At 63.3% G+C, this 21,893-nt stretch carries 18 protein-coding genes; 10 read left to right on the plus strand and 8 right to left on the minus strand.

Translation table 11 applies throughout. The features are described from left to right. The first annotated feature begins 62 nt into the window (after window positions 1–62). The 8 genes from KA354_15550 to KA354_15585 all read left to right on the plus strand — a co-directional run bounded on the left by KA354_15550 (window position 63) and on the right by KA354_15585 (window position 8,705). Window positions 63–1,400: a DEAD/DEAH box helicase gene (locus KA354_15550; protein MBP7936057.1), complete on the plus strand. Its 1,338-nt coding sequence runs from the start codon at window positions 63–65 to the stop codon at window positions 1,398–1,400. A gap of 180 nt (window positions 1,401–1,580) precedes the next feature. After that, on the plus strand, window positions 1,581–1,814 hold the full coding sequence (locus KA354_15555) for a zinc ribbon domain-containing protein (GenBank protein MBP7936058.1): 234 nt from the start codon (window positions 1,581–1,583) through the stop codon (window positions 1,812–1,814). Between the two features lie 62 nt (window positions 1,815–1,876). Continuing rightward, window positions 1,877–2,341, plus strand: coding sequence for a hypothetical protein (locus tag KA354_15560; GenBank protein MBP7936059.1), 465 nt, complete (start codon window positions 1,877–1,879; stop codon window positions 2,339–2,341). Then, a complete protein-coding gene (locus KA354_15565) occupies window positions 2,338–2,580 on the plus strand; it encodes a hypothetical protein (protein ID MBP7936060.1) in 243 nt (80 codons plus the stop codon). Before KA354_15560 ends, KA354_15565 begins: the two co-directional genes overlap by 4 nt. Before the next feature lie 344 nt (window positions 2,581–2,924). Next, window positions 2,925–5,348 carry an SUMF1/EgtB/PvdO family nonheme iron enzyme gene (locus KA354_15570; protein ID MBP7936061.1) on the plus strand — a complete coding sequence of 808 codons (2,424 nt, stop codon included), beginning with the start codon at window positions 2,925–2,927 and terminating at the stop codon, window positions 5,346–5,348. Next, window positions 5,345–6,244 (plus strand): carboxypeptidase regulatory-like domain-containing protein, encoded by a 900-nt coding sequence (locus KA354_15575; protein ID MBP7936062.1) that lies wholly within the window; start codon window positions 5,345–5,347, stop codon window positions 6,242–6,244. The genes KA354_15570 and KA354_15575 overlap by 4 nt, the downstream gene beginning before the upstream one ends. After that, complete coding sequence (locus KA354_15580) at window positions 6,241–7,410, plus strand: hypothetical protein (GenBank protein MBP7936063.1); 1,170 nt, start codon at window positions 6,241–6,243, stop codon at window positions 7,408–7,410. The genes KA354_15575 and KA354_15580 overlap by 4 nt, the downstream gene beginning before the upstream one ends. 68 nt (window positions 7,411–7,478) lie before the next feature. Further along, a complete protein-coding gene (locus KA354_15585; protein MBP7936064.1) occupies window positions 7,479–8,705 on the plus strand; it encodes a M24 family metallopeptidase in 1,227 nt (408 codons plus the stop codon). Between the two features lie 46 nt (window positions 8,706–8,751). On the opposite strand, the gene KA354_15590 is transcribed toward KA354_15585, so the two are convergent. The 7 genes from KA354_15590 to KA354_15620 form a co-directional block, all read right to left on the minus strand. Beyond that, the gene (locus tag KA354_15590) at window positions 8,752–10,068 is read right to left on the minus strand and encodes a Gfo/Idh/MocA family oxidoreductase (protein ID MBP7936065.1); all 1,317 of its coding nucleotides are present in this window, start codon (window positions 10,066–10,068) and stop codon (window positions 8,752–8,754) included. Between the two features lie 100 nt (window positions 10,069–10,168). Beyond that, a complete protein-coding gene (locus tag KA354_15595; GenBank protein ID MBP7936066.1) occupies window positions 10,169–14,026 on the minus strand; it encodes a response regulator in 3,858 nt (1,285 codons plus the stop codon). A gap of 289 nt (window positions 14,027–14,315) precedes the next feature. Next, the gene (fucP, locus tag KA354_15600; GenBank protein ID MBP7936067.1) at window positions 14,316–15,698 is read right to left on the minus strand and encodes an L-fucose:H+ symporter permease; all 1,383 of its coding nucleotides are present in this window, start codon (window positions 15,696–15,698) and stop codon (window positions 14,316–14,318) included. Between the two features lie 32 nt (window positions 15,699–15,730). Beyond that, window positions 15,731–16,645 carry a dihydroorotate dehydrogenase electron transfer subunit gene (locus KA354_15605; protein ID MBP7936068.1) on the minus strand — a complete coding sequence of 305 codons (915 nt, stop codon included), beginning with the start codon at window positions 16,643–16,645 and terminating at the stop codon, window positions 15,731–15,733. A gap of 7 nt (window positions 16,646–16,652) precedes the next feature. Continuing rightward, window positions 16,653–17,510: a hypothetical protein gene (locus KA354_15610; protein ID MBP7936069.1), complete on the minus strand. Its 858-nt coding sequence runs from the start codon at window positions 17,508–17,510 to the stop codon at window positions 16,653–16,655. A gap of 52 nt (window positions 17,511–17,562) precedes the next feature. After that, complete coding sequence (locus KA354_15615; protein ID MBP7936070.1) at window positions 17,563–18,432, minus strand: serine/threonine protein kinase; 870 nt, start codon at window positions 18,430–18,432, stop codon at window positions 17,563–17,565. A gap of 298 nt (window positions 18,433–18,730) precedes the next feature. Beyond that, complete coding sequence (locus tag KA354_15620; GenBank protein ID MBP7936071.1) at window positions 18,731–19,183, minus strand: hypothetical protein; 453 nt, start codon at window positions 19,181–19,183, stop codon at window positions 18,731–18,733. A gap of 539 nt (window positions 19,184–19,722) precedes the next feature. Here KA354_15620 and KA354_15625 point away from each other — a divergent pair. Both KA354_15625 and KA354_15630 read left to right on the plus strand, forming a co-directional pair. Next, window positions 19,723–20,139 carry a dUTPase gene (locus tag KA354_15625; protein ID MBP7936072.1) on the plus strand — a complete coding sequence of 139 codons (417 nt, stop codon included), beginning with the start codon at window positions 19,723–19,725 and terminating at the stop codon, window positions 20,137–20,139. An 84-nt stretch (window positions 20,140–20,223) separates the two neighbouring features. Further along, window positions 20,224–21,288 carry a M42 family metallopeptidase gene (locus tag KA354_15630; protein ID MBP7936073.1) on the plus strand — a complete coding sequence of 355 codons (1,065 nt, stop codon included), beginning with the start codon at window positions 20,224–20,226 and terminating at the stop codon, window positions 21,286–21,288. Between the two features lie 172 nt (window positions 21,289–21,460). Here KA354_15630 and rnk read toward each other — a convergent pair. After that, window positions 21,461–21,893 (minus strand): nucleoside diphosphate kinase regulator (rnk, locus tag KA354_15635; GenBank protein MBP7936074.1); only part of this gene is annotated, 433 nt, incomplete at its 5' end.

Here is a 21,893-nt window from a genome sequence, read left to right on the forward strand (position 1 = left end):
CGTGAATCGTCGGAACTGTTTTTGAAGTCACGAAACCCCGCCGGGCCGCACGAAACGCTGTCATGAAGAAAGCTCAAGCTACTCCCACCGCCTTCGCTGAACTCGGCATTGAAGCCCCGTTACTCCGCGCCCTGGCCAAAATCGGTTTTGTCGAGCCTTCCGAGATTCAGAAGCAGCTCATCCCCGTGGTGCTGAGCGGACGCGACGTGCTGGGTCAGGCCCGAACGGGAACCGGCAAGACCGCCGCTTTCGGGCTGCCTTGCATGCAGATGGTCAATCGCGACATGGGTCTGCAACTCCTCGTGCTTGTGCCCACCCGTGAACTCGCCGTCCAGGTGGCGGCCGAACTCCTCCGCCTTTCCGAGTTCCTCGGATTGCGCATCGTGCCCGTCTACGGTGGACAGCGGATCAAGTCCCAGCTGCACTCGCTGGGCAAGAAGCCCTGCGTCGTCGTGGGGACGCCCGGTCGGCTCATCGACCTGCTTGAGCGGGGGGCTCTGAGCCTCGGCGACGTCCGATTCGTCGTTCTCGACGAAGTGGACCGCATGCTGGACATCGGCTTCCGCGACGATATTCGACTGATCCTCGGCAAAACCACTAACCCCCATCAGACCGTATTTGTATCCGCCACTCTGAGCGACGAAATCAAACGGCTGGCCGGCCAGTTCACCCGCGATGCGGTGGAGGTCAACGTCTCTCGCGACGAGATCACCGTCGAAGAGGTCACTCAGGTGTTCATCGGCGTCGAGCCGTGGGACAAGTTCAGGCTGCTTCAAATGGTCCTGGAGCGCGAACAGCCCAAGCTGGCCATCGTGTTCTGTAACACGAAACGCGGGGTCATGAAGCTCGCCAAGAGGTTGCACGTTGAGGGGATCGACGCTCGCGAGATCCACGGGGACCTGGTGCAGCGCAAGCGAGAGCGGGTCATGGAGCGGTTCCGCAAACACAACCTGCACGTCCTGGTGGCCACCGACCTGGCGTCTCGCGGCATCGATGTCCACGGAATCACGCACATTGTCAACTACGACATACCCGTCGACTCGGAGGCTTACGTTCACCGTATCGGCCGGACCGCCCGCATGGGTTCGTTCGGTAAGGCAATCACCTTCGTCACACGCGAACAGGGCAAGCTGCTCACCGAGGTCGAGAAACTGATCAACCTCCAGATCACCGAGGAGCGGCTCGAGGGCTTTGTGCCCGGTCCTCCGCCACGCGGGGAGTTCGGACGCTTCCCGCCGCCGCCCGACAGACGGTCAAGAGGACCTGCCCAGGCCTCGCCGGCGCCTGCGGCCGAGCCGTCCTCTGTCCCGGCCGGTACCGCACCGGCCCAGCCGGCTTCGCCCTCCGAACGTCCAAAGACCCTTGGAGCCAAGTTCAGAAGTCGCCGGCGACGCTTGTAGGCTTTCAGGAGGCTCACACATCACCCACCTTCCCTTCGCCCTCAGGCAGGCGGCTCGAGCAGTCGAACAGGCCGGGCTGTCGACCGAACTTGCGTGCTCCGCCATACGTTCCTATACTGGGAATCCGTCTCCGCCGGCTTGTACGCCGGGATGTGACTGTTGGCGGTAAGAGGTTGCCAAATGCCGATTTATGAATATGTGTGCCAGGAATGCAGCCACGCATTCGAGCACTTGGCACGCTCGATGAACACGCCCGAACGCACCCAATGCCCGGCGTGCGGGAGCGGCAAGATCGAGCGGCAGATGAGTGTGTTCGCCGCCCGGCAGGGCGGAGGGAACACCTGCACCCTCGCACCCGGCGGGCCATGTTGCCAGCAGTGCCCGGGAGCCGCCTCGGGGCATTGTCCGATGTGAATCGACGTCCTGCGGGCTTTCCTCTGCGGGAGTCCCGTTCTTCGAGGGAAACTGCTACTCAGATGCGATTCCGTTCCGATACCCTACCACCGGCGCTGCGTATGCCTTTGGCTGCGGTCCTCGGTTGGCTCGTGCCCGGCGCAGGGCACTGGTTCATTGGAGAACGAGCCCGAGGTACCATCTTCCTCGTGGTGATCGGTCTGACGTTCTGGGGCGGCATTGCCATCGGGGGGGTCAAGAACACGGTCAACTCCAAAGATCGCTTCCTCTGGTTCCTGGGCCAGGTTTGTGCCGGGGCCCATCCCATCGTGGCCATGACCTGGGGTAAACACTCCGGCGCTCCCGAGACCGGCGGCGATCCACGATGGTACGCCTACGGCCACACGGAGGACACCGCCGTGGTCTACACCGCCATCGCCGGCATGCTCAATCTGCTGGCCATCTTCGATGTGCTGGCCAGGATCGAAAAGGGAACGGGCCAGCAGTCTCGCGCCGCCCCGGCAGCGTCTCGGAGGACCGGACCATGATGGCTTCCGCCATGTCCGTTCTCGCCACGCTCTTCATCACCCCGATCGTGCTGACCCCACGCACGCAGATGGTCTTCCTGCTGCCGCTGTGCTTGGCGGTCAGCATCGTCTACAAGACGACGCGCTGCGACAAGCTCCGTGACATCCCCCTGGCCGCCCTGGTCAGTTGGATCACGATCGTGGTCGGAATGTACCTCGTGGGCATTGTTCTCATGGTCCTCTTCGAGTTGGCGGCCTAGGACTGCCCGCGGCCTCGCCCTCGACTCGATGCTCCTCGACGGATCGGATCGCTCCATCGCATCTCGGCCAACGGTTGCCCCTTCTCCGGCAGGCAAGAAGACCGGAGCGGGCATTCTCGAACCGGTCTACCCGAATGCACCGGAGCCGAACCGGCCAGGCGCGACCGTGGCCCGGTACATGGCCTCAAGCCGATTCTCGAGATCGCCCGAATGTACAGAGGCCGGATTCCCCGGCTTCCGCTGGACGCGGTTTCCGACGTCACCAGCTTCGAACTCGGTTGACACTCTCTCCGCACCCCATACGATGATGCCCGACGATCGACTTGTCCACCGGGACACTGGTGATGAGCTCAGACAACCCTCAGGATCGGCCGAGCACGGCATCCACCGAGCGGGCGACGGAAATCCAGTCGCCGGAAGGTCTCGGTGCCTCCCTCGACTTGTCGCTGCCCCGCCATGTGGCCCAACACGCCGCAGCCCCGAAGATCACCGGCTACGTGTTGGCGGAGTTGCTCGGAGAGGGAGCCTACGGCCAGGTCTGGCGGGCCTGGCAGCTTCGCACCCGCAAGGAGGTGGCCGTCAAGGTCTTCAAGAAGCGAGGCGGGCTCGACTGGATCTTCCTGCAGCGGGAGATCGAACGGCTCCTCCGCCTGGACCGGCATCCTCACGTGGTGACTCTGCTCGACGCCGGCCTGGACAGCGATCCGCCATTCTATGTGATCGACCTGTTGAGCGGCGGTTCCCTGCAGCAGTTCGTGCGCCCGGACGCACCCGCCGGCCGCACCAAGGTCATCGAGTGGGCTCGGCAGATGTGTGATGCCCTCGGCTACGTGCACCGCAAGGGCCTGATTCACTGTGATCTGAAGCCAGCCAACGTGCTCGTCGACGAGCAGGACCGGGTGCGCGTCGTCGACTTCGGACAGTCGCGCGTGTTCACCGAATCGGCGGCATCGCTGGGCACGCTTTTCTACATGGCCCCGGAGCAGGCCCGGGTCACCAAACTCGGCCAGCCGGTACAGCCGGACGTTCGCTGGGACGTGTATGCCTTGGGAGCGACGCTCTTCTCCATTCTCACCGGCCGTGTCTCGCACGCCACCGCAGTCAATATCGCGTCTCTTGACAACGCAGCGACCTTGGACGATCGGTTGGAAAGATACCGCGGCATGATCGCGGCCGCCCCGGTCACCGCAGGCGATCGCGAACTCGCAACCGCTGCCGGGACAGAGCTGGCGGCCGTGGTCGCCAAGTGCATGGCCCCAAAGCCGGAAGACCGTTACGACGCAATGGCCGAGATTCGCTCCGATCTCGACGCCATGGATCGCGGCAGGCCGGTGAGTCCGCTGGCCCATCATCGGCGATACCGCGTCCGGAAATTCGTGCAGCGGAATCCTCTCGGCGTGGCTCTGGCAGTGGCCGTCGTGGCACTGATGACCGGCGGGCTGATGCTCCGGGCCGAGCGGGAGAAAGGCGACCGCGCCGCCGCCACCGGTATTCTGACCCGTTTCGTCCAGGATCCCGCCCAGGCGGCCAGAGAGATCGCGCAGGCCTCGAAGCGAGTCAAGGCATTCCTGGCCGATGAGACAGCACGGTATGTGGCTTCACCGGCCTTCACCGAGCGGATCAAGGGGGCACGCGCCGGCCCCTGGTCAAACCCGGTTGCGTTCTGGGAATCCGTTGACGGCGGACTGCTCTTCAAGCACGGCGAGTGGCTCGAATTGGCGACGATGCAATGGCCGGAGCCGGCGACTCTGTTCGCGCAACTCAAAGCCAAGGCAATCTCGGGCAGCAGTCGGCAGAAGTACACCGCATTCTGCCTGATCGGCCAGAAGGGGGGACAAGAAGCCGAGCTGGCGGAGTTGTGCGTCCAAGCCGTTCGCTCGGAGTCGAACCCCGGCGTGGTTTCGGCCGCTCGATGGGCGGCTGCACGGCTTGGCCGTCCCGAGCCGTGCCGTACCGCTGGGGATATCTTCGTGGACGATCTCTCCTCGCTGGCCTTCGTTCGAATTCCCGGCTGCGAGTCGTTCCAACGAGGCGTGCCGCCGACCGAGGCGGCCTCTCCGAACCAGGCGAAGCAGTCGCATCCGGGGCGCCCGGTCGCCTCATTCTACCTGGCGACGACAGAGGTGACGGCAGGTGCGTTTACCGCCTTCATGAGCGATCCTGCCGAAGCCGACCGGATGAAGGCCCTCATCGAGGCATCCCCGCAGCTGCGCGAACCGCTGGCCCTGTGTACCCAGGCCCTTCAGGCCCAGATCGATCGCGCGGGCCTGGAAGAGCCGGCGGGCTGGCTGAGCCTGGATACAGCCCGCAGCTACTGCGCGTGGCTGAACGTCAGAGGCGCGGCGGCCGCTCCGAGGCGACGGTATCGACTGCCTGCCGAGGATGAGTGGGAGTATGCCTGCCGGGCCGAGAACCCGGGCTGGTTCTGCTTCGGCGACCGTGAGAACGATGTGCCGCTGTTCGCCAACTGCTGCGGCTTCCACACCGCGGGATTCTCGCCACCGGTCGGACAGAAGATGCCCAACATGTTCGGGCTGTTCGATATGCATGGCAACCTCTGGGAATGGACCGACAGCCGCATGCCTCCAGAGGCCATCTCGGATCCGCGAATTGCCCCCGAGCAGGCATCTCGTCTTTACATCTTGCGCGGCGGGGCCTACTATTCACCTTCGCTGGTGTGCAGTTCTGCCCAGCGAAACTACAGCGACGCGTCGCAGCCATCCATGTACTGGGGCTTCAGGATCGTGATGGAGATGGTCGGCAAGTGAAACGCTATGGGGCAACCATTCCGGCCGGCTGCATGGCCCTCGCGGCGGCATCGTGCGCGTCGATCGACTTAAGTACGCTGGGACTGGGCCACCCGGCCACCCTGCCCGTCGAGACGCGCTTCGCATTCACGAACCTGTCAAGCAAGGCCTACGCCGCCCTGGCAATTCGAGCCCATGGCGACACGGACTACGAGACCCTGCCGCTCTTGCCTCCCGGAGGAACCTATCGCGGAGACTTCGGCTCGGTGCTGGGCCACGCCTGCCCCGGCTCACTCGACGTTCGCCTTCTGCTCTATCGCCGCGTCAACGCCTCGATCCCCATCGGCCTGGATGCCGGGGAGACGGTCGCATCGGAGCCTCTCGCTGGCGGCGAGATCCTCGACGTTCCAGCCTGCGATGTGGAACCGGTGGAGGTCTACACCATTGTGAACTGGGACGCGCCGGAGGGGACGGCCCGCCTCAAGTTCGCCCAGGATACGCCGGTAGATGCGTGGATTCGCCAATCAGGTCGTTTTCCCAATGCCGATGCCGCGTGGCAGACCGTCGGGCTGGACCCCGGCCTGGCCGGCCTCCAACCTCCCGAACCGGCCTTGGACGCGGCCATCGCCGGCCGGGTCGTCGATCGCGACGGCGCTGGAATCGAAAACATCGGCGTCCTGCTACGCACGCGATGGAGGGCCCGGCTCGATGACGCCGACGCCGGCAACGATCCCGACAGCGGTTACAGCGATCCGATCGCGGTGACCCGGACCGATGCCTCCGGCCGCTTTAGCCTGGATCGTCCGCCGGGCGCCTACCGGGTCGAGGTCTTTCAGGACGGATACCTGTTCCGGCCGGACGTGATCGACGTTGAAACGCCGCTGGATGGCATCGTGTTTGTGGCGGAACCCCAGTGAGAGTGTGGCGGATACACAATCCGTGTCACCGACCGACGCCCCGGCGCGGCGTGACTCCCATCGGCGGCCCGGCCCTCTTCGGTCTCGCGACAGCCCTGCCCGTTCTCCTTGCCAGTTGTCCCTTCCTGACGCCCGCGTTCAACCCTTTCCAGGATCTGCCGGCGGTGGCCGTCGATGGGCAACCTCACCTGCTCGAGTACGACGTCGCCCCCTTGGGCTGGCTTGACGCCGACCAGGTCCTTCGGCTTCAGGTGACCGGCGAATCGATCGCTGCCGTCCTGATTCTGGCGGCCGATCCGCAGCGACCGGATATCGGACTGCTGGCCGGCGGGGGACCGCCCGGAGCGTTCTTCAACTACCGCGTCCAGGAGGCAGGCCACTACTTCGTGTACGTGCTGTTCGACCCTTCGTCAGACAGCACCCGTCGGCAGGCGATACTCACCGCCGAGAATGGCGATTCAGGACATCGGCCGCCCGCCAGACAGACGGTCCGCGTCGTGTTCGACGAGGGCTACCTCACTCGGCCTGGCCTGGTCGACCCCAACTCGTTCACCGCCGACGAACGGCAGTTCCTGTCGGATATCAGCCCCCTGGTTCGAGAGGGTGTGCTTCAAAGGCTGCGGACAGTCTTCCGGGACACCCCCATTGATGTCCTCGCTGATACCGACCCCTTGCCGGCCTCTCCGTATTCCCAGCTCGAGTTCTCACCCGAGCGGAAACTCGCCCCGCCGGGCGAGACCTTCGACGCCGCCGTGCCGCCGCCGACCTCGGAACAGGCTTCCTGCCAGATCGCAGTCATCTTCGGCGAGATCCTGCCCAGCGGTTCCTACATCGATCCTGGTAATCAGAGGTACGACGACCGTGCCGTCGTCTACGTGGGCAGCTTCCAGGGACGGGGGGCCGACTGTCGCTCGGCCGCAATCAACTCGGTCAACAACATCGTCCTGGGCCTGTCTCACACCGCGGCCCACGAGATCGGTCATCTGGTCGGCCTCTATCATGTGCCTCTGACCGATATCATGAACCGCTCGCCGACGCTGGCCTTCCAGCGAGAGCTTGCCTTTGAGAGTGGCCAGCTTCTCGTCGAGGGGGGTGGGCAATCGCAGGTGCTGACCACCATCGTTCAGAATCCGAATGTCTACTTCCGCTTGGCGTTTCAGCAGTAGCCAGGAGGTTCGATCGGAACATGGCTGTGTCCTCCCCCTCCACGACACCGTGGCCTCAAGTGCTCTCCATGCGTCAACGGACCGAGGCGTTCAACGGCTGTCTGCGGGAACGGCTCGACTCGCTCGTGCCTGTGGCCATGCGCGAGGCCGGCATCGACATGTGGCTCATCCTCTGCCAGGAGGATAACCCCGACCCCCTCCTGGCAACCATGATGCCGATGGACACGTGGTGGCCGATTCTCCAGATCCTGATCTTCCACGATCGCGGGCCAGACGCCGGCGTCGAACGAATCAACCTCTCCATGGTCGACACCAAGGACCTCTACCTCCGCCCGTGGACCGGACGGGGCGAGACGGAACAGTGGCAGCTGTTGAAGACAATCGTGTCCGAGCGAGCCCCCCGGTGGATCGGCGTCAATATCGGGCGAGTCCAGTGGGCGGCCGGCGGCCTGACCCACAATCTATATGGCCAGTTGGCCCATGCCTTGCCTGATGGATACGCGGGAAGGTTGACGTCCGCCGAGGTTGCCTGCACGCGGTGGCTGGCCACCCTGACGCCGCAGGAAATGCCCTTGTTCCGGCATGTCGTGCAGGTCGGGCGACAGATCATCGCCCGCTGTTACTGCCGCGAGGCGATCACGCCCGGCGTGACCATGCCCGAGGATCTTCGGTGGTACTACTGGCAGTGCTGCGCCGATCTGGGCCTGCAGACTTCATTCCTGCCGTATTTCACGCTGCGGCAATCACCCGACAACGTCAAGGCTTTCGGTGCCGATGGGGTGATTCGTCAAGGCGACTGTGTCGTCTGCGACGTGGGTATTCGCTACCTGGGGATGTGCAGCGATCATCAGCAGTGGGCTTATGTTCTACGGGAAGGTGAACGGGCCGCTCCGGACGGCTTGCGCCGCCTGATGGCGGAATGCAATCGGCTTCAGGATGTCTTCATGAGCGAATTCCGCCCCGGACTGAGCGGCAATGAACTGCTGAAACGCATCCTGGATCGGGCGCGTGCCGAGGGCGTGCCCAACCCCAGGGTCTACTCGCATTCGCTGGGACATCTGCTCCACGAACCGGGTCCGCTGATCGGGCTTCCGTGGGAACAGGAGCGGTGCCCCGGGCGGGGGGATGTGAAACTGGAATACGACACCTGCTTCACCATGGAGCTGTCCATCGAGGCTCCGCTGCCCGACTGGAAGATCGAGGCCTTCCGCTTCAATATGGAAGAGGACGTCGCCTTCACCCGGGAGGGCTGCAGGGTCGTCGACGCTCGCCAGACCGAGTTCTACCTCGTCTGATTGCGTCCCTGCATCGGGCCCCCTGCTGCAGGCCGGCCGCTGAGGTTCACTCCATCATCTTGGTCACGCCCGGGAGGGGTAGCGGATACTCGCCTGTCTTCCGGTCCGGCTTGGTCGGCGGCTCCATGTCGAGCGCGGTCTTCTCCGGCAGCGGTCCATGGCTGAACTGCGATTTCCACGCTCCGTTCATGGTGTGCGATTTGCCATCGTAGCAGACCAGCTGGCCCAGGACCGTCGCCATGGTGCTGCCGACCATGTGATAGCCGCTGTTGACGGGCTTACGGTTGCGGATGGCCTCGATGAGCGCCTTCTGTTCGACCAGGCATGGATCCGGCACCTGCCCCTCGTACTTCCATTTCTTCTCCCCCTCGATGCGACAATCGCCCAGGTAGCAGGTGCCCTTGGTACCCATGATGATGTCGCTGAAGTTCCCGTAGGCTCCAGTCTGCGTTCGGCACAACGCGTAGACTCGAGGGCCCGACTCGTACTCGTAGACCACCGTGTGGTGATCGAACATGTCACCGTATTGCTCGCCGAAGGACGCCGAGCGTCCGGCCAGTCCAAAGGCCCAGGTGGGCATCTCCTCCTTCAGCGCCCAGGATGCCCGGTCGAAATTGTGGACCAGCGACTGGGGCACGTCGTCGCCCGAAAGCCAGCAGAAGTGGTACCAGTTGCGAAAGTGGTACTCCATCTCCGTCCATTGGGGATTCCGGGGCACCACCACGTAGGGGGCTCGCAAGAACATGCACTGGATGGCGACAATGTCGCCGATGACCCCATCGTGAATCCGTTTCATGCACTCCCGATAGCCGGCGTGCCAGCGACTCTGCAACCCCGACAGGAGGCTCAGCCCTTTCTCCTTCGCCAGCTCGCCGGCGGCTTTCATCCGCTTGACGCCAACCGGATCGATCCCGTGGGGCTTCTCCACGAAAACGTGCTTGCCGGCCTGCAAAGCGACTTCGCTGTACATCGGGTGGAACTTGCTTGCACAGGCGATCAGCACGAGATCAGCCGACTCAATGACCTTCCTGTAACCGTCTAGCCCGGCAAAGCAGTGGTCGTCGTCAACCTGAACCTGCTCGGGGTACTTCTCCTTCAGGTGCTTGCGGCTGTTCAGGACCTTGTCGTGGAAGACATCGCACATCGCGACCAGCTTCACGTACCGCCCGGCAGCCATGCTCTGGGCCGCGGCATCGGTGCACCGGCCGCCGCTGCCGATCATGCCGATGCGAATCGTCTCATCACCCGCGGCGTGGACATGGCCAGCCATGCTCAGCGTGGCGGCGCCGGCCGCGGATATCCTCAGAAAATCACGGCGGCTCCTGGAACGTGAACGGCTCTCGGGTCTGCTGGGCGACATCATGCACACTCCTTCCTTGCCAAACGCCATCAGCGGGGCTTCACCGAGAGTATACCGGCCAAGCCCGGCTGTGGCGATAGCCTCATCCTCGCAGGGCGGGTCTTCAGCGGGCGTGCCGTGGGAGTTCGGCCCTGAGGAACCCGCTGATGAGCTCGATCATGGCGGTACGGTCGATGGGCTTCGTGGCGTAGCTGTCGCAACCGGCGGCGATGCACTTGTCGCGGTCACTGGACATGGCATGCGCGGTGAGGGCGATGACCAGCCCGTCGTAGCCGCGATCGCGCAACTGCCGGGTGGCTTCATATCCATCCAGAATCGGCATCTGCATGTCCATGAGCACCACGTCGAAGGGGTTCCCGCTGTCCCGGGCGTTGAGCGCCGCCGTCAAACCCATCTGGCCATTGTCCGTCGTGACTACCCTCGCGCCGGCCGACCGAAGTACGTGCGAGATCAGCCGCTGGTTGTCCGGGCAGTCCTCCACCAGCAGGACGACCTTCCCCTCCAGTGCCCGCCGGCCGCCGGGCTCCGGAAGAGCCTGCGCTGCCCGCGGGCAAGCCGCCGGCTCCGCAATGCCCTCCTCGATCATCCGCACGCCTCGAAGCGGGCCCGTCGCCACGGTCATCCGGAAGCGGGTGCCCAGATCCGGCTGAGAATCCACGATGCAGACGTCACCACCCAGCATCTTGGCCAGGTTCCGGGCGATGGCCAGTCCCAGGCCCGATCCTCCAAAACGGCGGCTCATCGACGCGTCGACCTGGACGAACGCCTGGAAAAGCTGAGCGGCCTGATCCTCGGTCATGCCGATGCCCGTATCGACCACGTCGAACTGGACAAACGGCTTGGGCACGTCCGCAATGCACCGCACCACCACACGCACCCCACCCACCTCGGTGAACTTGATCGCGTTGGCGATAAGGTTGATCAGGATCTGACGCAGCCGGCCGGGATCGCTTTGGATCGTCTCGGGTATGACCCCGATGTACTCCGTGTTGTAGGCAAGCTGCTTGGCCTCCGCCCGGACCCGCATCGTGGACGCCACCTCCTCGATGATCGCACGGAGATTGCACGGAATGTGCTCGACCGTCATCTTCCCCGCTTCCACACGCGACAGATCGAGAATGTCATTGATCACCTTCAGCAGATGCTCGCCGTTGCGCCGGATCGTGGCCAAGTGCTGCCGGTTCTCGGCTCGAACCTCACACGGCTCATGGTTCGAGCACGTCGTGCAGCAGTCCACCGCCTCCGACACGAGTTCCGTATAGCCGAGAATGGCGGTCATGGGGGTGCGAATCTCGTGGCTCATGTTGGCCAGAAACTCGCTCTTCGCGATGTTGGCGGCTTCGGCCTTGGCCGCCATCTCGTGGGCTCTGGCCGTGATGTCCTCCAGGTAGCTGTTGGCGTTCCGCAGCTCCTGCTCCATCTGCTTCCGCTCGCCGATGTCGATGAACATCTCGATCAGCTTCTGCTTGCCACAGAAGGTGAAGCGCCGCACCGATTTCAGGATCGGAAGTTCGATCCCGTCGGCCCGGAGCAGGGCGCTGTCCGACGTCGTGGCTTCCTCCTGGTCGCTGATCTGGCAGGTGCCCTCCTCGCGTGGGCAGATGAACTGGTGACATGTACGGCCGATGATCTCCTGCGCCGAGACCCCGATGAGAGCGGCCGCCGCGGGATTGACGCTCTCAATGAGGTGGGTATGAGCGTCGAGAATCATGACCCCGGCCGACAGATTCTCGAGAAGGACGGCCTGGAAATGCTCCTTTTCGCTCAGGTCCTGCGCGGCCCGCTTCTGCTCGGTGATGTCGCGGACCGTGGCCTGAAGCAGCGTGCGGCCCTCCAGTTCCAGCCGCGTCAGCAGCACGGTGGCGGGGAACTCCTCACCTCCGAGCCGTTTGTGGGTCCACTCGAAGTAATGCGATCCCTCACGCATGGCGATCTGAATCATTTCCTGGGCTTGTTCCGCGGAAAGTCGCCCGTCCGGTTGCCGTTCCGGGGACACCATCCAGGGCGCGTTCGACACGAACTCACTCTCGTCGTTCGCCTCGAACATCTTCACCGTCGCCGGGTTGGCCGACTCAAACTTCCAGTCGGGAGGAACCAGTGTCATCAGGGCGTTCTGTGAGCTGATGAAGAGGGCCCGGTGTCGCTCCTGGCTGTCGCACTCGATCGCCCGCTGCCTCGCAAGCCATACCTGGTCTCGCTGCCGTTGCCGCAGGCCAGCACTCAAGACGGCAACCAGCGTCATCACGAATAGGATCACTCCCGTGGTCCATACCTGCTCGCGCACCGAGGCGAGAGACTCCGCCAGGTCAACCTTGACCACGAGGTGCCATGGCGTGTCGGGAACGCGCCGCAGGGCGGCTAGGGTAGGCACGCCGCGATAGTCCACGCCTTCCACCCAACCCTCCCGGCCCTGCACCGCCATGGCGGCAGGAAGTCGTGTCTGGCCGTCTGCGCTCGCTCGCATCGCGATTGCTGTTCCGATCCGATGCCGCGGCTCGTTCAGGTAGACAACCTCGCCACCTTCGCGCCGGACCAGGAGCGTCTCCGCCGTGGAACTCGACGTCGGCCAACGCCGGAGTAGCGGATATAGGGAAGCGCTGGGATCAACTTCTATGACCATGATTCCGATCGGCTCTCCGGCAAAAGGTGCCGAGGGGGAGATCTGGAATCCGGCTGAAACCGATCTGGAAGAAAGCGGAATGGCAAGGTTCAAATGAAGGCCGCCGGAGGGGCCGGAATGCAGGTCGGATATCGTCGCCTGGCCGGTGCTCAGAGCTTCGGCCATCTCCGGGCGGGAGATCATGTCCCTTTCGACTGGGCCTTCCGGCGACGCCAGGGCCACCCTGAGTTGAGAATCCAAGAGCAACACGCGTGTCGCTCCGCTGAGCTCCCGATAGGACTCCAGCCAGGTGACGAGCTGCGATCGTGTGTCTGCATCACCGGCGCCTCTGAGGAAGCGATCCGCCTGCCGACACGCGAACGGATCACTCCGGGCGAGGCGAGCGTGAGCCAGATGCTCGGCTCGCCAGTCGAGGACCTGCCGCACCTTCAGGTCGGCGGTGGCGACCATCGCCAGCGCGGCTTCCTGACAGGTCGTTTCAACCCGATGGGTGAAGTACGAGAAGCCGCCGACCGCGATGACGAGGAGAAGCCCTGCCGAGACGGTCAGCGGATTGCGGATGAGACGGCGGTACGAAAGGCGTTCCTTCAAGTCGGTCCCCAGCAGCATGACCAGCAACATGTCGCCATACGCGGCTACCAGGAGGCCGAGACCGAGGCCGCCGAAAGCGATCGCCGTGGTCAGCGCCATCGGTACGGTCCGGGTGCCGTAGAGCAACGGCGTGTCGGTCGCGTACCCCAGCACGATGACCACGCTGATCAGCATCAGGGTGGGTGCAAGGACGGCGGCGGTCTGCTGGCAGTACCACCACCCCGCAAAAGGCCGCAGCGTGAACAGCAGCGACAGCGCCGCGGCGAGAAATGCGTAGGCCGTCAGCGGCGCCATGCGCCCAATGGGGATGTGATCGAGTATCGTCGACGGAGGAGCGAGCCCATCAACAAGAGTTGAATCGATGCTCCAGGCTGTCAGTAACAGTTTAAGGAGGCTACTAATGCCGGTGATCGCCGCAGCCAAGACGCCAAACCGTTGCGCCGGGACGTCGAGCGGCCGCCAGTGGCGCAGAATGAGGGCCCAGGTCAACAACACCAGCAGGCAGGCCGTGCTGGGAGCCATGGGCACACGATCCGTCTGGAGTTGGCCAGAGAGCCGCGTGCCCGTGATCCAGCCCAACAAGACCGCCATGCCGAGGGCGAGTACGCCGACACCGCACGCCAGCGCGACGCGACGGAGCACGCGGGAGCAAGCCGCGAACGGCGGGGAATACCCCAGCAGCCCCTGAGTGCTCGTTCCGGGCAAACCGTGGGTCCTTGACCAGGTGTAGTGATCGGTGAGGTTCGCCATCGACGATATACTCGCTCGGTTGGCCAGACGACATCCTCGTCGCCAGCACGAGACTCCGGGCCGGTACGATCGCGCTACGCTGCCTCGGTGTCCCTGCATGAAGGCAGCGTATCAGGCATCGGTTTGTTTGAGCGTGTGCGTGAGAAACCGTCGCAGAAGAGTCTGCCCGGTACCGATAAGATCGCCGCTGCGAGATCATGGTCGTCGTCGCGGGCATCAGATGTCCGCCGCGATGAGACCGGCCGCCGCAGGTCCTGGACCGGATATATGGTCCCGGGGGGGCGGCCTGTTACGACGCGACAACCGGAAAACCGCCGGGGCCCCGCGACGCAGACTTGGCCAACAAACTCGGATACACGAAGCCGTAGATGATCGTGGCGATGAAGCCGATCAGCGGCAGGATGAAACAGATCGCCATGCTGTTAAAGGTGTCAGCCAGCCAGCCCATGAATGGCGGCGCGATGGCTCCGCCTACGATGGACATGATCTGGAACGACGCGGCGAGCTTCGTCTTCTCCCCCAGGTTCCGCAAACTCATGGCGAAAATGAACGGGAACATGATCGACATGAACAGCCAGCAGAAAGGGAGTATCCGCCAGGACAGATGCTTGATGTCCATCATGACGATCAGGATGATGATCGTGTTGGCGATTCCGTAAAGAGCAAGCATGACGTTGGGCTTGATGAGCCTGGCGATGGCCGCACCCGAGAATCGTCCGACCGCATAGAGAACCATCGCGATCGTGACTACATACGCGGCCGTGGCCTCCGGCGTGGCGGCGTGGGTGAGCTCCCCATACCAGCTGAAGAGCGGATCACGCACCGTGGCCCCCGAGTTGTTCTTGCTGATCGCATTCTCGAGAATGTAGTTGACGGCGAAGGCGTTCACGCCCACCTGGGCCGCGATGTAGAGGAACTGCGTCACGATGCCGAAAGTGAAGTGCGGTTGACGGTAGAGCGGGGCCTTGTGGGTAGAAGCATCGTCCGCCCCGAACTCTCCGCCCTCCTGTTCATTGATGGCCGGCAGCTTGATCAACGAGAAGACCGCGAACACCGCCAGCACGACACCGCCGAGGACCACGTAAGGGGCAACCAGCGAATTGAAGTTGGCTGGCGCTCCTGCAACCTGCCCCTGGCCGAAAATGAGCGCTCCACCCACCGTGGGGGCAATGATATAGGCCACCGAATTGAAGGCCTGAGCGACGGACAGGCGACCCGCGGCGCCATCCTTGGGACCTAACACGGTGACGTATGGATTGGCCGCCGTTTCAATGCACGCCAGACCGCTGGAAAGAACAAATAGGGCCAGGAGAAAGGCCCAGAACGCCTTGAAAACCAGACCGGCCGGAACGAACAGGAACGCTCCGATCGCGACGATCACCAGTCCGAACAGAATCCCGCGCTGATAGCCGATCCGACGAATGAGCAGGGCGGCCGGCAACGCAATGAGGAAATACGCCCCGAACACCGACGTCTGAATGAAGCCCGACTGCGTCTTGCTGACGTGCAGGATGTTCTGGAAGTGCTTGTTGAGCACGTCCAGCATGGCATGGCAGAAACCCCAGATGAAGAACAGGCTCGCCACCATGATGAACGGCAGCAGCAGCTTCGAGGAAGGGCCATTCCCCCGACCCGTGTACGGTACCGAAGCAGGGCTTTGTGTTGAATCCATTGTGGGAGTCTATTCAAAGGAGCATCCGGCGGTCAAGCCGATGCCCAGACGACCTGCCGGCTGTCGAAAACCGGGCCGTCGGTGCAGCACAACCGGTACGTCCAGCCTTCGGGGTCATCCGCATCGTGCGTGCGGATGACGCACGACTGGCAGGTGCCCATGCCGCAGGCCATGAGCCGCTCAAGGCAGACCTGGCAGGGAATGCCCCGTGACTCGCAGGCCCGTGCAACTGCTCGAATCATGGGCTCCGGGCCACAGGTGTAGGCCGCTGCCCGGCTGGCCGCTCCAGTGTGAAGATCGAGGTATCGCTCCAACGCCTCGGGGATCCGGCCCCTGAGGCCAAGCGTCCCGTCATCCGTCGTCAGGCAGGTGGGAATCCCGTGCCGGGCAAACTCCTCGATGCTGAGGCTCGGCTCACCATCGGCAGCGACCACGCCTGGGCGGATGGCCAGCGGTAGCAGGCCCGCCGATCGGGCTCCGCAGAACGCGATCGCCTGCCCCCCGGTTCGGGCGACCGCCTCAGCCAGCCAGACAATCGGAGGTAACCCCACCCCGCCACCAACCAGCAGGGCGAGAGGACGATCCGAGTCCAGCGCGAACGGGCGGCCTTGTGGACCAAGCACGCTCACGCCATGACCCTCCGAGAGGCCCGATAGCCATCGTGTTCCAGCACCCACCACCCGGTAAACGATCTCCAACTCGGTCTGCCGGCCGTTCCTTCTCATCCCCCCAATACTGAACGGGCGGCGAAGCAACGGACCACCCGAATAGCACGCCACGTCCGGTGCCGCGCACAGAATCTGTACGAACTGGCCCGGTTCGGCCAGAGGGAAGCCGTCAACTCCCAGCCTCAAACGGAAGTGCTCCCGGCAAATCGGGCAACTCGACAAAACCCGTGCCTCGAATACCCCCTTGCGGGCTTGCTCGTCGGCGGCTGGAGTAGCCATGGATGCCTCACATCACGGCCACAAACGGCCGAATTCGCTCAATAAGTTGTCCAATCGTGTACTTCTTCCGGCAGTCCACCGGCAGAAACACGCCGTGGTTGTGGTCGCTGGCCAAAATGATCAGGCGGTCGAACAGTACGGCAAAACCGGATTCCTGGGGCTGGTGCCCGACGATGAATATGTCGGCCTCATAGGCCTTGGACAGGCGATCGAGCAGGGCGGGCGTGTGCCGACGACCCCAGACTAGCTGGTAGACCGACCCGCCTTCGGATAGATCCTGCTCGGCAAGCGGCTTGCGCACGCAATTGCATTCGAACTCATCGACGGCATTGGCGTCCGGGAGCGAGTGCGCGAAAAACAGGCGGTTCGGCGTCCTGGCCGCCAGCGGGAACGAGGCGATGAACTGGTCGATGGCTCGCATGGCCTCGTCGATGTCGCTGCTGCCCAGCACCTCGGCTACACCACGCTCAAAGTCGTAGGTGACGCTTCGGCCACCCTTGGTGATCTGGTGCCGCTGAAACTGGGCCAGTTCGTGGTTGCTCTGCAGGAAATGAACCTGATCGGGGAAAAACGTCTTCCACTTCGCCGCGTCGAGCAACAGCTCGACCGACCGATCGGCCGCACCAAAAGACTCCGGCTCCGCGTGGATCATCTCGTGAAGCAGAACATGCCGCACCGGCGTTGTCTCCAGCTGACAGTACCGTACCAGTTTCTCAAAGTTCTTGCGGTGGCCATGCAGGTCGCCGGTCATCACCACTTGGCCATAGTCCGAGAAGCTCAGCATCGACCCCTCGCGGTAAGGATCGAGATGGTTGAGCTCGGCAGCCTGCTTGAGCGTGTCGATCGCCGATTCAATCAGGGTCATGCCATAGCCCCGCAAGACGGCTCCACCAGGGTACGAGAACGCACGATGTGACCTAAGTACTTATCAGGCCGATATTTGCGCCTGTCAATGTTAGCCCGTTCTTGTCCATAATGTGCTGGGCCACGCCGAGACGTCGGATGATCTCCTGCATATCCGAGGGCCGGTCCTTGGGATTGGCCTCACAACAGTCCATGACCAGCCGGCTGAGCGCCGCGGGCACGTTGCGGTTCAGATCCTCGGGCAGGACAACCTCACGCGAGGTCTTCAGCTCGATCCCCCCGCGACGCTTGCTGCTGGGCATCACCGTGGGAAAGGACCGGCCAGTGATCGCCCAGTACATGGTCGCGCCCAGATTGAAAACATCCGTCTTCTGCGTGAGGGGCACGCCTTTCTCAACCTGCTCCGGCGCAATGTAGTCCGGCGTCCCCTGAATTCGGTTCTTGACATGCCCGATCGGGCAGCTCTGCCCGAAGTCGATGACTTTGACCTCGCCTGTGTCCGTGACCATGATGTTGTTCGGCTTGATGTCCGTGTGGACGTAATTCATCTGGTGCAGGGCGTCAAGGCCCTCCGCCACACGCATGAAAATGCTGAGCATGCGGTGGGCCTTCATCGGCCCGATGTCCTCCAACGTTTGCCCCTCGACGAGCTCCATGATGATGTGCAGCTCGCGGAGTTGAAGGAACCTGCGCACCCGCCGTAACTCGAAGCTCCGCCGCAGCACAGGGTGGTTCACCTGCCGGGACACTTCGTAGTCGTTGATCGCCTGTTCAATATACCGGTCTTCCTGGCTGTCCTTGCGGGTGACCCGCTTGAGCGCAAACTGCTCACCCGTTCGCTGATCGGCGACAAGCCAAATCGTCGATCGTGCACCGGTGCCGAGGCGCTCGTAAACGGAATATCCCGGTACCCTGAAAGTCACCGAACAACTCCCGCGTCTTTGCCGGAGGTGGGGAGCCCCAGGCAGCCGTTTCGTGGTCCTCCTTGGGCCCCGGATGGACGGCACATTTCATTCTAAGACCTGTCCAACTCCGTCGTCAACCTGTGCTGAAACGGTCGTCCAGGTCGTCCGGCCTGTGATCGGCCAAAAAGGCCGCCGACCCCAGCAATCAGCCCGGAATCGCCGTCTGCAGCAAGGGGCTGACCCGCGCGAAACGTGGGTGCTCGCAGCACCAAACAAGACATGATCCCTGGTCTGAGGGCGGTACCGAAAGGCAGGGTCAACTGGCGGCGGGCGCGCGCGGCAGATTCAGCGTGCTGTCCCACTTGATCCGCTCGTCCGCGATGCGGCAAGCCTTCTGCAGTTGGTGGACCAGCTTGCGCGTGGTCGCATCCTGGGCGTGGGTGATCTTCCGAGACCCGGCCGGGGCCAGCAGGCTGATTCTGACCACCGGGCGAGGGCCGACCGGACGCCGGGCATCCCAGCTCGCGGTCTGCTCCCAGTCGCCGTTGCCGTACACCAGGAAATGCGACTGCTCGGGATTGATCGTCTTGTCCAGAGGCTCGGCGTCAACCTGGATCGACTCCCAGGCCTTGTCGACGGCCATCAGCCGATCCATGGCGGTGGGGGGGGCTGGATTATGGGGCTTCATCATCTGAAGACAAAGCGCCCCAATGGTCATCGACGCCACGAGGCAGGCCAACGTCCGAGTCATCCGCTGTTGGTGGTTCATGGCCCCGCACCGATCTCTTGACCCCACCATCCGCCGCGCCATGGCACATGGTGGGACCAATAACACATCTATGTAACCGAGTTATCGGCAAAAGGCAACGTCGGGGTAGGACTTTTTTTCCCCTTTTCACGCGTTTTCCATCCCCCACGTCCGATAGGAACGCTCATGCGTCTCGACGTCGGCGCATCGGCGTCCTCCACTCGACCTCAAGCCTCGAACTCGATCGTCCTAGATCCCCGTTCGAGATGAATTGGTCATCAAGCGGCCGTTGCGATACACCCGCGGTCGAGCCGTGAATTGATGCCAAACCCGCCCCGAGCAAGGCGGGGTCACTGCCCCGTCCTCGTCGGCGTCCAGCTCGATCGGACCGCATCGCTCTTGAATGGACCCTCGTCACAGGCTTTGTGGGATGCCCTCGCTGCCCACGACGCCAAAGCCTCGCCAGCCCGTTGAGGTCTGGCTCACCTTGCCATAACATCCCCGGGCAAGGCGGGAACGGGCCCCGAAGGTCCGCCCCCAGCGACCCAAGGAGTCAAACCATGTTGCAGGAGCTTTTTCGCCATCAGGCCGAGCTGAACAAACGCGTGGGGTTCGACCCGGACGAGCTACGCGCAAACTTCGATCCCCAGAAGGCCGGCCAGTGGCTCAACAACTACCTGGCCGCCATGAGCAACGAACTCGAGGAGTTGCGCGACTGCACCTTCTGGAAGCACTGGTGCGCCGAGGCCAAGCAGGGAAAGCGGTTCCTCCTCCATGACCTCCAGAACGCTCGGGTCGAGGTCATCGACATGCTCTTCTTCTGGATCAGCCTCGCCCAATGTGTCGGCCTCGACGCGGAAGGGGTCATGGATCTCTACCGGCAGAAACTCAAGATCAATCACCAGCGTCAGGAAACGGGTTACTCCATGGTCGGCAAGGACGAATCGGATAACAAGTCCGTCCGGCTCGGCAAGTAGGCCGCAGGCCGGCGGAGCTCCGACAGCCAGCGATGGGGCGGGCTGCAAAACCGGCCGCTCTCGTTGTCAACGAAAGGACTGAAGATGCAAAAGGAATCCTTTGACTTTCTCAAGAGTATGCTCGAAACCCCCTCGATTTCAGGCTTCGAGCAGTCGGTCGCCAGGATTGTCTCCAGGCGAATGAAGCCCTTCGCCGACGAGATCACCACCGATATCCACGGCAACACCATCGTCACCCTGAACCCCAAGGGCAAGCCGCGGGTCATGCTCGCCGGACACTATGACCAGATCGGCCTGATGGTTCAGTACATCACCGACGAGGGCTTCCTCACCTTCGTCACCGTCGGTGGAATCGACGCCACCGTTCTGCCCGGCTCGCGGGTCACCGTCCTGGGCCGCAAGGGACCGGTCGAGGGCGTCATCGGCCGCAAGCCCATTCACCTCATGAAACCGGAAGAACGCAATCAGGGTAAGGTCGAAATCACCGACCTCTGGATCGACATCGGAGCCAAGGACAAGAAACAGGCCGCCAAGATCGTCTCCGTCTCCGACCCCGTGACCTACAAACTCGGCATCCAGCAGCTCGGCGACGACTGCGTCTCCTCGCCCGGCATGGACGACAAGGTCGGGGCATACGTCGTCCTGGAGGCCCTGCGGCTCCTGTCGTCGCACAAACCGTCCATCGCCTTGTTCTCCGTGGCGACGGTGCAGGAGGAGATCGGCCTCCGTGGGGCGCGCACCAGCTGCTACGGCATCGACCCGCTGGTCGGCATCGCCGTCGACGTCTGCCACGCCACGGATAACCCGGGGGCCGACAAGAAGGCCCACGGCGAGAGAGCCCTGGGCAAGGGACCAGTGATCGAGCGCGGAGCGAACATCAACCCGGTGCTGTGCGACCTGCTGATCGAGACCGCCGAGAAAAAGCGAATTCCCTACCAGCTCAGTGCCGCTCCCGGAGCGACCGGCACCGACGCCAACGCCATCCAGATCAGCCGCAGCAGCGTTGCCACCGGCCTGATCGGGATCCCCAACCGGTACATGCACACCCCGGTGGAAGTCTGCAGCCTGGCCGACCTGGACCTGGCCGCCCGCTTGATCGCCGAGACCATCGCGCGAATCGACGCGAAAACGAGCTTTATCCCGCATTGAGTTAACAAATGATATAGTCAGGGTTTTCCGCATCATTGAGTCCGTCCGAGCGCAAAGGAGCAGAGCCCAAGGGCGCTCGCCTCACGTCGGCGAGTCGCTCGCGACTTCAGCGTCCGTCCCGGTCACGGTGAGGGGATTTCGTGAAAGGCTTCTGCTTCTCGTCACGCGTTATTCATAGATGGCGGTCGCCAGACGCCTCGGGCTGATAGAGCATCTCTTCGATTCTCAGGCGCAGTTTGGTCTTCGAGCCCGTCCACTGGATCTCGTCATTGACCTGGTAGCCCAGAATGGCCGTCCCCACGGGGTCCAGCACGGAAACCTTGCCGACGGCGGGGTCCGCGTGCTCCGGAAACACGAGGGTGACGATCCGCTCCTCGCCACTCTCCAGGTCGCGAACACGCACTTTCGAGTTCATCGTCACGACATCAGGCGGAACGGCCTCGGAACTCACCAGGCGTGCATGGTCGAGTTCGCTCTGAAGAGCTTCCAGTGCCTCGGGATCCGGTGCCTGGGCGACAAGGGCAAGCAACAGATGATCGAGCCGATCCACGTCGTTCTTGGTCATGTACAGGTGGCGCTTGGCCATGGAACACTCACTGATAGAC

Source organism: Phycisphaerae bacterium (assembly GCA_018003015.1).
GTDB lineage: Bacteria > Planctomycetota > Phycisphaerae > UBA1845 > PWPN01 > JAGNEZ01.